Here is a 13,431-nt window from a genome sequence, read left to right on the forward strand (position 1 = left end):
AACCCCCCCGACCTGCGCACACACCGTCAGCGCAGAGCCGCGAGCACCTGCCCGCGAACCTGCGCGCGCTGTGCGGCGTCGGTCAGCGGCCGCCCCGACCGGTCGACCACGTAGAAGACGTCAACAGCCTCCGCGCCGAGAGTCTCTACGCGCGCGGCGCGCACGTCAAGGTTGCATTCACCGAAAGCCCGCCCGATTCGCCACAAAAGGCCCGGACGATCATGAGCACGGACCTCTACGACAGTCGCAGTTAGAGACGCGTCATCCACCAGGTTGACGCGCGGCGGTGCGACCGGAACGCGAGCCGGCCTCATTGACCTGCTGCGTCGCGCCAGACGCTGTTCGATGTCCAGCCGCCCGGCGAGCACCAGGCGCAGATCGGCCTCCAGCGTCGCCGGGTCCGGCGGCGCGCCGTACTCCGGCGACACCGAAAATTCGATGACGGCCGTGGAGGCCGCCGAGGCCGCCGACGCGGCCCGCACGACCATGCGGTGCGCCGCCAGCACCCCCGCCGCGCTCCACAGCAGCCCCGGCCGGTCCGGCGCCACCACGGTCACCGCGCCGCCGTGGACCCGCACCGCGCCGCCGCCGTGCCGGGCCAGGGACGCCTGGCGCGGCGACAGGGCCGGAGCGGGCGCGGGCGGGCTGCCCGACAGCACCGAGCGCACCCTGCGGACCAGGTCGGAGACCAGCGACGCCTTCCACGCGTTCCACGCGGCCGGCCCGGTGGCGTTGCCGTCGGCCACGGCGAGCGCGGACAGCAGCTCCAGGACCTCGCGCGTGCCGACCGCCTCGGCGACCCGCGAGATCGTGACGGGATCGTCCAGGTCGCGGCGGGTGGCCGTCTCCGGCAGCAGCAGGTGGTGGCGCACGACGGTGGCCAGCACCCCGACGTCGGCGGGCGGCAGGCCCATGCGCGCGCCGATGTCCCTGGCGACGACCTCGCCGGTCGTGGAATGGTCGCCCGGCCAGCCCTTGCCGACATCGTGCAGCAGGGCGGCGATGAGCAGCAGGTCCGGCCGGGACACCTCACGGGTGAACGACGCCGCGCCCGCCGCCGTCTCGATCAGGTGGCGGTCGACGGTGAAGCGGTGGACCGGGTTGCGCTGCGGGCGGTGCCGCACCCGCTCCCAGTCGGGGATGAGCCGCACGATGACGCCCGCCTGGTCCAGTTCCTCCCACACCGGGACGGCCGCGCGACCGGCGCCCAGCAGCGCCACCAGCGCGTCACGGGCCTCGGCCGGCCAGGGAACGGGCATCGGGGGCGACTGGGCGGCCAGCAGCGCGACCGTGGCGGGGGCCATGGGGAGGCCGGACTCCGCGGCGGCGGCCGCGACCCTGAGCACGAGGACCGGGTCGGTCCTGGGGGTCACGCCGCGGGCGAGCACGACCTCGCCGCCGTGCTCCACCACGCCGTCGGCCAGCGGACGGCGCCCCCGGGGCGCGGGGCCGGTCAGCAGCCGGTCCACGGTGCGCCAGGTGGAGTCGAGGGCGTGCGCGACCGTGCGGCCGGCCTCGGCCAGGCGGCGCATCAGCGCCTCGGCGTCCAGCAGGCCGAGCGCCGCGGCGACGGCGTCCTGTTCCTGGAGCACCAGCCGGTCGGCGCCGCGCGCGGTGACGAGGTGGAGCGCGTGCCGGACGTCCAGCAGGAGCTCGTGGGCCTCACGGGCCCGATGGCCCGGCGCGGAGGCGACCCAGGCGGCGGCCACGGCCTGCATCGCCTGGACGTCGCGCAGGCCGCCGCGGGAGTCCCTGAGGTCGGGTTCCAGCAGGAAGGCCAGCTCGCCGGAGGACTCGGCGCGCTTGTCCGCGGCCTCGCGCAGCTCGGCGAGCCGTCGCCGGGCGTCGGAGCGCCAGCCGGCGAGCACGGCCTCGCGGGCCGCCCTGGTCAGCTCCGGGTCCCCGGCGACGTGCCGGGCCTGGATCAGGCCGAGCACCGCCTTGAGGTCCTCGCGCGCGACCTGGACGGCTTCGTCGACGGTGCGGACGGAGTGGTCGAGGCCGAGCCCGGAGTCCCAGATCGGGTACCAGAGGCGGTCGGCGACGCGGGCGACCTCGTCCTGGCCGCTGTGCAGGAGCACCAGGTCCAGGTCGCTGCCGGGGGCGAGGTCGCCGCGCCCCAGGCTGCCGACCGCGACCAGCGCCAGCCCCGTGCCCGCGTAGGACGGGCAGCCGCCCGGCGCGCCGACGGCGGAGAGCCCGCTCCTGGCTCCCCCGGTCCCGCCGTCCTTACCTTCTTTATTGTCCCTGCCGTCCTTGCCGTACGGCGCGGGGCACGCCGTGCGGAACAGGCCGGTCAGCCAGCGGTCGACGTCCGCGGCCCGCTCCTTGCGGGCCGCGGCGTACGAACGAGCGTCGCCTCTCATCATCCGGTCAGAGGGCCTCCGGCCCGTGCTCCCCGGTGCGGACCCGTACGACGGTGTCCACCGGGACGGACCAGACCTTGCCGTCGCCGATCTTGCCGGTCTGGGCCGCCTTGACGATGACGTCGATGACGTCGTCGGCGTCCTCCTCCTCGGCCAGGACCTCCACCCGCACCTTGGGCACCAGGTCGACCTGGTACTCGGCGCCGCGGTACACCTCGGTGTGGCCGCGCTGGCGGCCGTATCCGCTGGCCTCGCTGACCGTCATGCCCTTGACGCCGAACTGCTCCAGCGCCGCCTTGACGTCGTCGAGCTTGAACGGCTTGATCACCGCCGTGATGAGTCTCATGCCTGCACCTTCTTCGCCGCCGCGGGGACAGGGCCGTTCACGGAGGCGGCGACGCCGGAGGCGTGAACGGAGCCGAGGTCGTAGCCGGTCTCGGCGTGTGTGGTGATGTCGATGCCGGTGACCTCGTCCTCCTGGGTGATCCGGAAGCCCATGGTCTTGTCGATGACCTTCCCGATGATCCAGGCGAGGGCGAAGGAGTAGACGCCGACGACGACGGGACCGGCGATCTGGCGCAGGAGCTGCGTGAGGTCACCGCCGTAGAACAGGCCCTTGGCCTGCGGCTCGATGAACGGGTAGGCGGCGAAGAAGCCGAGCGAGATCGCGCCGATCGCGCCGCCGACCAGGTGGACGCCGACCACGTCGAGGGAGTCGTCGAAGCCGAGCCGGTACTTCAGGCCGACGGCGTAGGCGCAGACGGCTCCGGCGATGGCGCCGATGACCATGGCGGCCCAGGGGTCGACGAAGCCGCAGGCCGGGGTGATGGCGACCAGGCCCGCCACCGCGCCGGAGGCGACGCCGAGCGTGGTGGAGTGCCCGTCACGCAGCTTCTCGACCACGATCCAGGCCCCGGCCGCGACGGCGGTCGCCACCTGGGTGTTCATGAAGGCCAGGCCGGTGGTCTGGTCGACCGCGAGCTCGGAGCCGGCGTTGAAGCCGAACCAGCCGAACCACAGCAAACCGACGCCGAGCAGCACCAGCGTGAGGTTGTGCGGGCGCATGGGGTCCTTGCGCCAGCCGCTGCGCTTGCCGAGCACGAGCGCGAGGGCCAGGCCCGCCGCGCCGGCGTTGACGTGGACGACCGTGCCGCCCGCGAAGTCCTCGATGCCGAGCTGGCCGAGCCAGCCGCCGCCCCACACCCAGTGCGCGACGGGGAAGTAGACGACCGTCGCCCAGACGACCGAGAACACGACCCAGGCGCCGAACTTGGCGCGGTCGGCGATGGCGCCGCTGATCAGGGCGACGGTGATGATGGCGAAGGTGAGCTGGAAGGCCGAGAACACCAGGCTCGGCATGTTGTCGGTGGGCTCCTTGAGCAGGCCCTCGTACACCGAGCCGAACACGCCGTTCAGGCCGATCGCGTCGAGGCCGCCGACGAACTTGTTCAGGATCCCGTCCCCACCGGAGGTGAAGGCGAGCGAGTAGCCGTACAGGACCCAGGCGATGGTCACCGTGACGATGCTGGCGAAGGACATCATCATCATGTTCAGGACGCTCTTGGCCCTGGTCATACCGCCGTAGAAGAACGCGAGGCCCGGCGTCATGAGCAGCACCAGTGCGGTGGCCGCGATCATCCAGGCTGTGGTGCCGCTATCGATCTCCATTCGACGCGACCCTCCTTACAAATGGCGTGGGGCCGATTTCTCCGACAGTGGGCGCTTCAGGGCTGCATTGACCGGCTGCGCACTGACGTAGGCGAAAGCGTGTTCTTCCGCCGTTTCAGGTCTCGACCCGGCGTGTTTCACGTACGTGAAACTCGCGGACACGGTGTTTCGGCCATGTTTCGGATGGATGGTCACTCAGTATGAGTAGGACCGAAAACCGGGACCGCCGGGCACGCCGAACCCACAGGAGGGCCGTATCAGGGCCATGACCTGTGGGAACACGGCGACCGCCCGCGAGGGCGGTCGCCGAGAAGGAGATATGGGGTTGAGGCCGGCCGGACGCGGCTACGCCGCCGTGGCGGCCAGCTTCCGCAGGCGGGCCAGGGCGTCGCGCTCGATGCGGCGCGCGCGGTCGCGGCCGATGCCGTACTTCTCGCCGACCTCGGTCAGCGTGTGCTCACGGCCGTCCACCAGGCCGTAGCGCCAGCGCAGCATCTCGCGGGTCTGGCCCTCCAGCCCGAGCAGCCAGTCCTCCAGGCGCTCGCGCTCCAGCGTGTCAAGGGCCTGCTGCTCGGGGTCGGCCCAGGTCTCGTCGGCGATCATGTCGCCGAGCTCGGTCTCGTCCTCGTCGCCCACGCCGAGCTGCAGCGACACCGGGTCGGAGGCCCAGCGGCGCAGCTCGCGAACCCGCTCGATGGGCAGGTCGAGGATGGTGGCGAGGTCGGCGTCGGTGGGCTCGGCGTCCATCTCGGCCATCATGTCACGCCGCACGCGCATCAGCCGGGTCATCTGCTCGCCCGCGTGGGTCGGCAGGCGCACGGGCCTCGCCTGCTCATGGATCGCGCGGCCCACGGACTGGCGGATCCACCACGTGGCGTAGGTGGAGAACTTGTAGCCCCTGCGGTAGTCGAACTTCTCCACGGCCCTGACCAGGCCCAGGTTCCCCTCCTGGACCAGGTCGATGAGCGGCATGCCCCGCCCGGAGTACTTGCGGGCGACGGCGACGACCAGCCGCAGGTTGGCCTGGATGAACTCGTCCTTGGCGCGCTGGCCCGACACCGCGAGCCGCTCCAGCTCCTCGTCGGTGGCGTCGGACGCCTTCGGCTCGGGCAGCCCGCTGTCCAGAAGCTGCTCGGCGAACAGGCCGGCCTCGATGCGCTTGGCGAGCTCGACCTCCTGCTCCGCGCTGAGAAGCGGCACTCGCCCGATCTCGGCCAGGTAGGTGCCGAGCAGATCTCTCTCGGCGCCCTGCTGCTCCTGCGACCGATTCCCCGTCGGCATCGCCATTACGATGGCCACCTCGTCTCGCCACGCCCGCCGTATGTGCGGATCGGAGTCCGCCCCCGGCAGATCGCCGCGCGGCGTCCTCTCCCCCTCGTCTTGCTCAATCAACGACCAGTCCACGGCAAAGATTCCCTAATGGGATACGACCGGAGAATGGTTTCCAACGTCCTCCTCAGGGATGAGTCGCCCCGTCAATCGGGCCACTATCCCCCCGCTGAACAGGGACGAAAGCGCTGATTAAGTCGCGCAGAATGCTCAGTCGCGGACGGCGGCGATGGCGTCGGCGAGCAGCGTGCCGACGTCCCCGAGCACGTGCCCGCCCTCGACGACCACGCGCCTGCCGCCGGACACGACGGAGTGGACGTCGGAGGCCGTGGCGCCGAAGACGACGCGGTCCACGGCCGAGGCGATGCCGTCTCCCGCGGTGCGGACGGAGTCCAGCCGCACCGACACCAGGTCCGCGCGGGCGCCGGGCACGATGAAGCCCGCGTCGGGGCGCCCGAGCGAGGACTGCCCGACCATCGTGGCCGCCTCCAGCAGCTCGTCGGCCGTCCAGGCGCCGCGCCTGCCGGTGACCAGGCGCTCGTCCAGTTCGACGGCCCTGGCCTCCTCCAGCAGGTCGATGACGGCGTTGCTGTCGGTGCCGACCGTGACCGGCGAGCCCGCGTCGCGCAGCCTGCGCCCGGGGCCGACGCCGTCGGCGAGGTCGCGCTCGGTGGTCGGGCACAGGCACACGTGGGTGGCCGACCCGCCGAGCAGGGCCACGTCCACGTCGCTGAGGTGGGTGGCGTGCACGGCCGTCGTCCTCGGGCCGAGCACGCCGTGCTCGTACAGGACCTGCACGGGCGTCGCGCAGTAGGTGCTCACGCAGTGCTCGTTCTCGGTGCGCCGCTCGGAGACCTGGGTGTGCAGCGGCGCGGCCCTGCGGCGGCCGAAGTCGGCGACCACGGGCATCTGCTCGGGCGGGCAGGCGCGCACCGAGTGGACGGCGGCGCCGATCACGACGTCGTCGGCCCCGGAGTACTGCCCGGCCAGGTCGTCGACGCGCCGCGCCCAGCGGTGCGCGTCGCCGTCGCCGAAGCGGAGCTGGGTGCCGTCCAGCGGCGCGCCGATGCCGGCGGTGAGGTAGCAGGCGTCGAGCAGCGTGATGCGGACGCCCGCGTCCCTGGCGCCCTCGATCAGCGCGTGCCCCATCGCGTTCGGGTCGGCGTACGGCCGGCCGCCCTCGCCGTGGTGGAGGTAGTGGAACTCGCCGACGCCGGTGATGCCCGCGAGCGCCATCTCAGCGAAGGTGGCGCGGGCGAGGGCCAGGTAGGAGTCGGGGTCGAGGCGGGCGGCGACGGCGTACATGCGCGAGCGCCAGCCCGCGAAGCTCACCGCGCCGGACTGCGCCCGGCCGCGCAGGGCCCGGTGGAAGACGTGGGAGTGGGCGTTCGCCAGGCCGGGCAGCGTCAGCCCGGCCAGCCGGATCGCCCCCTTCGGAGGCACGGCGACGCCGGGCGTCACATCGGCGAACCTGCCGCCCTCGACCCGGACGAGCACGCCCTCGACGGTCTCACCGGGGTGCAGCCAGGCCAGCTCGCACCAATAGGTGACGTCGGACACCCCCTCAATGTCTCAGGGGTTAAGTCAAGGCATGTCCATATATAGCCTGATTTTTCCTCACATCATCGGGGACCCGGAGCGGACGCCGGGCGGATCACCACCTCGGTGACGTGCGCGTCGGCGGGCGCGGTCACCGCCGCGAGCACCTGGCCGGCCACCGACGCGGGCGCCAGGTAGCGCTCGGGCTCGAACGCGCCGCCCTCGTGCTCGCGCACGCCGCGCTGCATGTCGGTGGCGATGCGCCCGGGGAAGACGGTGGTGACGCGCAGGCCGTTCTCCTCCTCCTCCAGGCGGAGCACGTCGGCGAAGGCGCGCAGCGCGAACTTGGAGGCGGCGTACGCCCCCCAGCCCGCGTTGGCCCGCAGGCCGGCCCCGGAGTTGATCAGCACGACGTGGCCGCGCGCGGCGCGCAGCGCGGGCAGCAGCAACCGGGTCAGCCCGGCCACGGCCGTGACGTTCACCTCGAACGACTCCCGCCACTGCCGCGGGGGCGCGTCGGCGATCCGCCCGAGCCTGGCCACGCCCGCGCTGTGCACCAGCACGTCCAGCCGGTCGATGCCCTCCACGGCCTCGGCCACCGCCCGGTCGTCGGTGAGCTCCACCGCCCAGGGGCGAGCCCCCAGCTCATCGCACACCGCGCGCAGCGCCGTGCTCTCGCGTCCTCCGAGGATCAACGCGTGCGTGGGCGCCAGGGCACGGGCGATCGCGGCCCCGAGCCCGCGCGAACCTCCGGTGACCAGCGCGACAGGTCGTTCGTCCATGCGCGCCAGCCTAGAGCCCTCGCCGCGGCGGCTCGCGGGCTGACCCGCGGAGTTCTCAGGGACCGAGGAACGCGTTCGTCTCGTCGGTCATGCGGGCGTACTCCTCAAGGCGCGCCCGGGTGCGCAACGGCGCCGCCTCGGCCATCGCCTCCAGCAGCAGCATGGCGACGGCCAGCGGCGCCGCGTGCGAGTCGCACACCACGCGCTCGCGCACCGGCGCGGGCAGCACGACGTCGGCGGGGAACGGCACGTCCGGCCGGTCGGCGATCACGGCGGTGCGGAAGCCCAGCTTGGCGGCGTACTGCAGGGCGTGCACGGCCTCCGACGGGTAGCGGGGCAGCATCACGGCGAGCAGCCACTCCGAACCCGCGCGGCGGGCGGCGTGCAGGCCGTCGGTGAGCTCGGAGCCGCCGTGTACGAGCGGCCGGACGTCGGGGTGGATGCGCCGCGCGTAGTAGGCGAACGTCGTCACGAGGCCGGAGGACACGCGCAGGCCGAGGACCGGCAGCGGCTCGCAGGCGGCGAAAGAGGTGCCGAGCTCCTCGATCCGGTACGCCAGGCCGTCGGCGTTCGGGCCGTGCCCCGCGGCCAGGCGGTCGCGGACCGCCGTCAGGTTGCGGATCTCGCCGTCGATGACCTCGCGCAGGAGCCGGGCCGCGCCCGCGTCGGCCTCCCGGGGGGCCTGGCCGTTCTCCGGCGGGCCGTCGCCGGCCACGACGAGGGGACGCAGCGCGTGGCGGAACTCGGGATATCCGGCGAAGCCGAGGGCCATGGCGAACCGGGTCACCGACGGCTGGCTCACCCCCGCGCGCTCGGCGAGCTCGACGCTCGACAGGAAGGCCGCGTCCGGCAGGTGCTCGCTCAGATAGTGCGCGATGCGCCGTTGGACCGGGGACAGCCGCCTTCCCCGCACCAGCCGTTCGAGCCCCTCCGCCACGTGCCCTCCAGCCCCCGGGGCAGCAACCCCGTGATCGACTCCTCGAACGACGTCCCGCGGTCGCCCTCCGCGATCGGCGTCCGGGTTCCTCAACGCCGCCGAGGCCGTTCGTCATCCCCGTTTCTTCCCCGTGCCCCCCCGATCACCGGCCGGTGTGAATGGCGGCATTCATCCCGAACATCCGAAGCGTACCCGGCACCCTCGGGTGCGGCGCACGATCTCTGCGACGTCCTATTCACGGCGGCCGGCCGCCGTGAATATTCCGCCATTCCGGCGACGCGACCTCGGCCGGGAGCGCTTCACCACGCGTCTCCCGCGCGAAAACCCGTCGGCACTTTCCTTTCCCACCAATCCGATGCCCCTGCGGCCCCGGATAGCGGGATGAGGATCCCGGCCGGACCTCTCCCCATCGCAAGCTCCCGGTCATATCGACCGGCTGCCGAAAGGACCGTGACGACATGGAACTCCGGAGACACCGGCGTGTCCTGATCGCCCTGGGGCTCGCGGGAGCACTGGCCGCCTCCTCGGTCACCCTGCTCGCCCCGGACACCGGCGACGCGTCCTCGCACCGCGAGGCGCCCCTGATCGCCGGGGACCCGCGCAACGACAACACCGACGTCTACGCCTTCACCAGCCCCGACAAACCCGGCACCGTCACGCTCATCGCCAACTGGATCCCCTTCGAGGAACCCGCGGGCGGGCCGAACTTCTACACCTTCGACACCCGGTCCCGCTACAACATCAAGATCGACAACAACGGCAACGGCATGCCGGACGTCACCTACCAGTGGACGTTCCGCGACGAGGACAAGCGCGGCACCTCCACCTTCCTCTACAACAACGGCCCCGTCACCTCGATCGACGACCCGAACCTGCTGTTCCGCCAGCGCTACACGCTCAAGAAGTTCACCGCCAAGGACGGCTGGACGACCGTCGTCAAGGACGGCGTCGTCGCGCCGAGCCACGCCGGCGCCGCCTCGATGCCCGACTACGCCCGGCTGCGCGAGCAGTCCCTCCGCAAGCTGCCGGGCGGCGGCGTCTCGTTCGCCGGGCAGGCCGACGAGGCGTTCTTCCTCGACCTGCGCGTCTTCGACCTCCTCTACGGCGGCGACCTGTCGGAGGTGGGGCAGGACACCACCAAGGGCTACAACGTCCACACCATCGCCATCCAGGTGCCCAAGAACGAGGTCGCGCTGAAGAACGACGCCACGCGCAACCCCGTAATCGGTGTCTGGTCCACCACCGAGAAGTGGAGCCCGAAGGGCTACCGCCAGGTGTCGCGGCTCGGCAACCCGCTGGTCAACGAGGTCGTCGTGCCCGCCGGGCTGAAGGACACCTTCAACGCGATCAGCCCCGACAAGGACGCGGGCATCCCCGCCGTCGTCAAGCGCGTCACCGACCCCGAGCTGCCCAAGCTCATCGAGGGCATCTACAAGATCCCCGCGCCGAAGACGCCGCGCGACGACCTGGCCGAGATCTACCTGACCGGCATCGCCAAGGCCAACGGCCCGATCAAGGCCGACCTCAACTCGCAGATCCTCAACAAGGACGCCGACCCCAAGAAGTTCCGGCCGTCCGAGATGCTGCGCCTCAACCTGGCGATCCCGCCCACGCGTACCCCCAACCGGCTCGGCGTCCTGGCGGGGGACCTCCAGGGCTTCCCCAACGGCCGCCGACTCGGCGACGACGTCCTGGACATCTCGCTGCAGGCCGTCGAAGGGGCCGCGCGCACGGGCAAGCTCGTCCCCGCCCTCGCCGCGGGCGACAAGGTGGACGCCAACGACAAACCGTTCCTGGCGACGTTCCCGTACATCCCGCTGCCGAGCTCGGTGGCGGTCAACCAGCGGTGAACCCCGGGCCGCCGGTTCCTCCCCCGCCTCGGGCGAGAACCGGCGGTCCGCACCGGTCCATCCCTTCGGGAACCATTCAGGAGAGACCACCATGGCCACCACCCGCCTTCGCGGCCGGGTGCGGACGGCGGCCGTCGTGACCGCGGGCGCCGTGGGCGCCGCCCTCGCGGTCACGGCGGCGGCGACCCTGCTCCCGCCCTCCGGCCCGCGCGGCGCCGCCGCGCCCGTCCCCGTCGCCCCGTCCTACGGCGACACGCCCGTCACGTCCGCCGGGCTCGCCCGCACGGTGTCCGGCCTGCGGGACCGGCTCACCCGGCTGCCCAGGGACCACCAGGCGTGGGCGTCCCTCGGCGCCGCCTACGTCCAGCAGGCCAGGGTCACCGCCGACCCGTCCTCCTACGCCCAGGCCGAGGCCGCGCTGCGGCGCGCGGCGTCCCTCGCCCCGGACGACTTCGCCGTCCTCACCGGCCGGGCCGCGCTCGCGGCGGGCCGGCACGAGTTCGCCGAGGCCGTGCGGCTGGCGGACCGGGCCGTCGCCGCCAACCCGTACGGCGCCGCCGCCTACGGCGTGCTGGCCGACGCCCGCACCCAGCTCGGCGACTACGCGCGGGCCTCGCGGGCCGTCGCCCGCATGATGGACCTGCGGCCCGGCGTCGCCTCCTTCACCCGCGCCTCCTACGACGCCGAGCTGCGCGGCGACGCGCGGCGGGCGGGCGCGCTGCTGGAGGCCGCCCTGCACGACGCATCCGCCCCCGAGGACATCGCCTACTGCCAGCACTACCTGGGCGAGCTCGCCCTGCGCGGCGGCGACCTGCGCCGCGCGGACGCGATGTACGCGCGGGCGCTGCGGGCCTACCCCGGGTTCGTGCCCGCCATGGCCGGGCGGGCGCGGGTCGCGGCGTCGCGCGGCGACCTGGAGCGCGCGGCCTCCGGGTACGCCGCCGTGGTCGCCCGGCTTCCCCTCCCCCAGCACGTCGTCGAGTACGGCGAGGTGCTGGAGCGGCTCGGCAGGAGTCCCGCCGCCGCGTGGGAGCTGCTGCGCGCCCAGCGTGAGCTGATGCGCGTGAACGGCGTCCGCGACGACCTCACCTGGGCGGAGTTCGAGGCCGACCACGGCTCCGCCGCCGTGGCCGTACGGCACGCCAGGGCCGAGTACGCGCGCAACCCCAACCTCGCGGCCGCCGACGCGCTCGCCTGGGCGCTGCACAAGGACGGCCGCTCCCGCGAGGCCCTCCGGTACGCGCGCGAGGCCACCTCCACCGGCTGGTGCAACGCGCTGCTCCTCCACCACCGCGGCGTGATCGAACAGGCCCTCGGCCGGAACCCGTCCCCCTCGTTCTCCCGGTCCAAGGCCTGCAATGCCCGCTTCGACCCCACCCTGCCCGCCCTGGCGAGGTTCTCGTGATCGCGATCGTTCTGGCCGCCGTGGTGGCGGCCCATCCCCTGGGCAACTTCACCGTCAACCACTACGACGGGCTGAAGGTGCTGCCCGGCCGGGTCGAGAACACGGCCGTCGTGGACTACGCCGAGCTGCCGACGCTGCAGGCCCGGGCGTCCGTGGACGCCGACGGGTCCGGGGACGCCTCCCCCGCTGAACGCGCCGCCCACGCCGCGACCACGTGCGCGGCGCTCGCCGGGGATCAGCGCCTGGTCGTGGACGGCACGGCGGTCCCGTGGCGGGTCGGCCGGGCCGCGTTCGCCTACGAACCCGGTCAGGGCGGGCTGGAGACCAGCCGGTTGACCTGTTCCCTGTGGGCGCCGGCGCGCGCCGCCGCGTCGGTGTCCTTCACCGACTCCTTCCTCGGCGACCGCATCGGCTGGCGCGAGATCACCGCCGCCGCCGACGGCGTACGGCTCGACCGTCCACCTGTCCCCGCCGAGAGCGTCAGCCGCGAGTTGCGCGCCTACCCGCGGGACCTGCTGTCGGGCGCCCTCGACCAGCGCGCGGTCACCCTGCGCGTGGCACCGTCGAACGCCGTCGCCTCACCTGATCGTTCCCGGGACGCCGCTCCCGGGCCGGGCGACTCGGAGACCGGGCCCGGCGCACCCCGGTTCGACGCCTCGGCGACGCTCGGGATCGGCGGCCCGTTCGGGGATCTGCTCGCCGGGCTCGACCGGATCTTCACCGGCCTCGTCGGCGCCTCCGCGTTGACGGTGCCGCTCGGACTGCTCGCCGTGCTGCTGGCGGTGGTCCTCGGCGCCGGGCACGCGCTGATCCCCGGGCACGGCAAGACGGTCATGGCCGCCTACCTGGCCGGGCGGCGTGGCCGGCCGCGCGACGCCCTGGTCGTCGGCGCGACCGTGACGGCCACGCACACCGCGGGGGTGCTGGTGGTGGGCCTGCTGGTCAGCACGTTCTCCAGCCTGGCCGGAGACTCGATCCTGGCCTGGCTCGGCGTCGCCGGCGGCCTCCTCATCGCCGCCCTCGGCCTCCGCCTCCTCTGGTCCGCCATCCGGACCCGCCGCACCGACGGGTCCGGCCACGGCCATGGGCATGGACACGGCCATGGACACGGCCATGGACACGGCCATGGACACGGGTTCGGACACGGGTTCGGACATGGACATGGGCATGGGCACGGCCATGGGCACGGGCACGGCGGCGGGGACCGTTCCGGGCTGATCGGGTTGGGGGTGGCGGGTGGGCTGGTGCCGAGCCCGTCGGCGCTGATCGTGCTGCTCGGCGCGATGGCGCTCGGCCGCACCTGGTTCGGCGTCGCGCTGGTCGCCGCCTACGGTCTGGGCATGGCCGCGACGCTCACCGCCGTCGGATTCCTGCTGGTCAAGCTCTCGTCCCGCCTGAACCGCCTGGCGACCGCCCGCCGCGGGCTCGCCGCGCGCCTGGCGCGCCTAACCCCCGTGGGCACGGCCACGATGGTCGTCGTCCTGGGCGCCGGCCTCGCCGTACGCGGCTTCGCCGGCGCGGTCTGAGGGTGCGGGGCGGGGCCCTAAGATCGTCG

At 73.3% G+C, this 13,431-nt stretch carries 10 protein-coding genes; 3 read left to right on the forward strand and 7 right to left on the reverse strand.

Features of this window, described 5'->3' with window-relative positions; genetic code table 11:
* Positions 1-26: 26 nt before the first annotated feature.
* From BJ982_RS35280 to BJ982_RS35310, 7 genes are all read right to left on the reverse strand, one after another.
* Positions 27-2,366 carry a [protein-PII] uridylyltransferase gene (locus tag BJ982_RS35280; RefSeq protein ID WP_184889800.1) on the reverse strand — a complete coding sequence of 780 codons (2,340 nt, stop codon included), beginning with the start codon at positions 2,364-2,366 and terminating at the stop codon, positions 27-29.
* 7 nt (positions 2,367-2,373) lie between these two features.
* Entirely contained in the window at positions 2,374-2,712 is a 339-nt protein-coding gene (locus BJ982_RS35285; RefSeq protein ID WP_184887360.1) for a P-II family nitrogen regulator, read from the reverse strand.
* Complete coding sequence (locus BJ982_RS35290; RefSeq protein ID WP_184887362.1) at positions 2,709-4,034, reverse strand: ammonium transporter; 1,326 nt, start codon at positions 4,032-4,034, stop codon at positions 2,709-2,711. Before BJ982_RS35290 ends, BJ982_RS35285 begins: the two co-directional genes overlap by 4 nt.
* Before the next feature lie 345 nt (positions 4,035-4,379).
* Entirely contained in the window at positions 4,380-5,315 is a 936-nt protein-coding gene (locus BJ982_RS35295; protein WP_239122740.1) for a sigma-70 family RNA polymerase sigma factor, read from the reverse strand.
* 258 nt (positions 5,316-5,573) lie between these two features.
* Complete coding sequence (locus tag BJ982_RS35300) at positions 5,574-6,923, reverse strand: formimidoylglutamate deiminase (RefSeq protein ID WP_184887366.1); 1,350 nt, start codon at positions 6,921-6,923, stop codon at positions 5,574-5,576.
* Between the two features lie 62 nt (positions 6,924-6,985).
* Positions 6,986-7,684 (reverse strand): SDR family oxidoreductase, encoded by a 699-nt coding sequence (locus tag BJ982_RS35305; protein ID WP_184887368.1) that lies wholly within the window; start codon positions 7,682-7,684, stop codon positions 6,986-6,988.
* A 55-nt stretch (positions 7,685-7,739) separates the two neighbouring features.
* Positions 7,740-8,621: a MurR/RpiR family transcriptional regulator gene (locus BJ982_RS35310; protein ID WP_184887370.1), complete on the reverse strand. Its 882-nt coding sequence runs from the start codon at positions 8,619-8,621 to the stop codon at positions 7,740-7,742.
* A 458-nt stretch (positions 8,622-9,079) separates the two neighbouring features.
* On the opposite strand from BJ982_RS35310, the gene BJ982_RS35315 reads away from it, so the two are divergent.
* From BJ982_RS35315 to BJ982_RS35325, 3 genes are all read left to right on the forward strand, one after another.
* Positions 9,080-10,471, forward strand: coding sequence for a DUF4331 domain-containing protein (locus BJ982_RS35315; protein WP_184887372.1), 1,392 nt, complete (start codon positions 9,080-9,082; stop codon positions 10,469-10,471).
* Positions 10,472-10,562: 91 nt separating this feature from the next.
* Entirely contained in the window at positions 10,563-11,876 is a 1,314-nt protein-coding gene (locus BJ982_RS35320) for a tetratricopeptide repeat protein (protein ID WP_184887374.1), read from the forward strand.
* Entirely contained in the window at positions 11,873-13,402 is a 1,530-nt protein-coding gene (locus BJ982_RS35325; protein WP_203958866.1) for a nickel/cobalt transporter, read from the forward strand. The genes BJ982_RS35320 and BJ982_RS35325 overlap by 4 nt, the downstream gene beginning before the upstream one ends.
* Positions 13,403-13,431 lie beyond the last annotated feature (29 nt).

Origin of the sequence: Sphaerisporangium siamense, from assembly GCF_014205275.1 — a bacterium.
In the GTDB taxonomy this organism is placed as follows: Bacteria; Actinomycetota; Actinomycetes; order Streptosporangiales; family Streptosporangiaceae; genus Sphaerisporangium; species Sphaerisporangium siamense.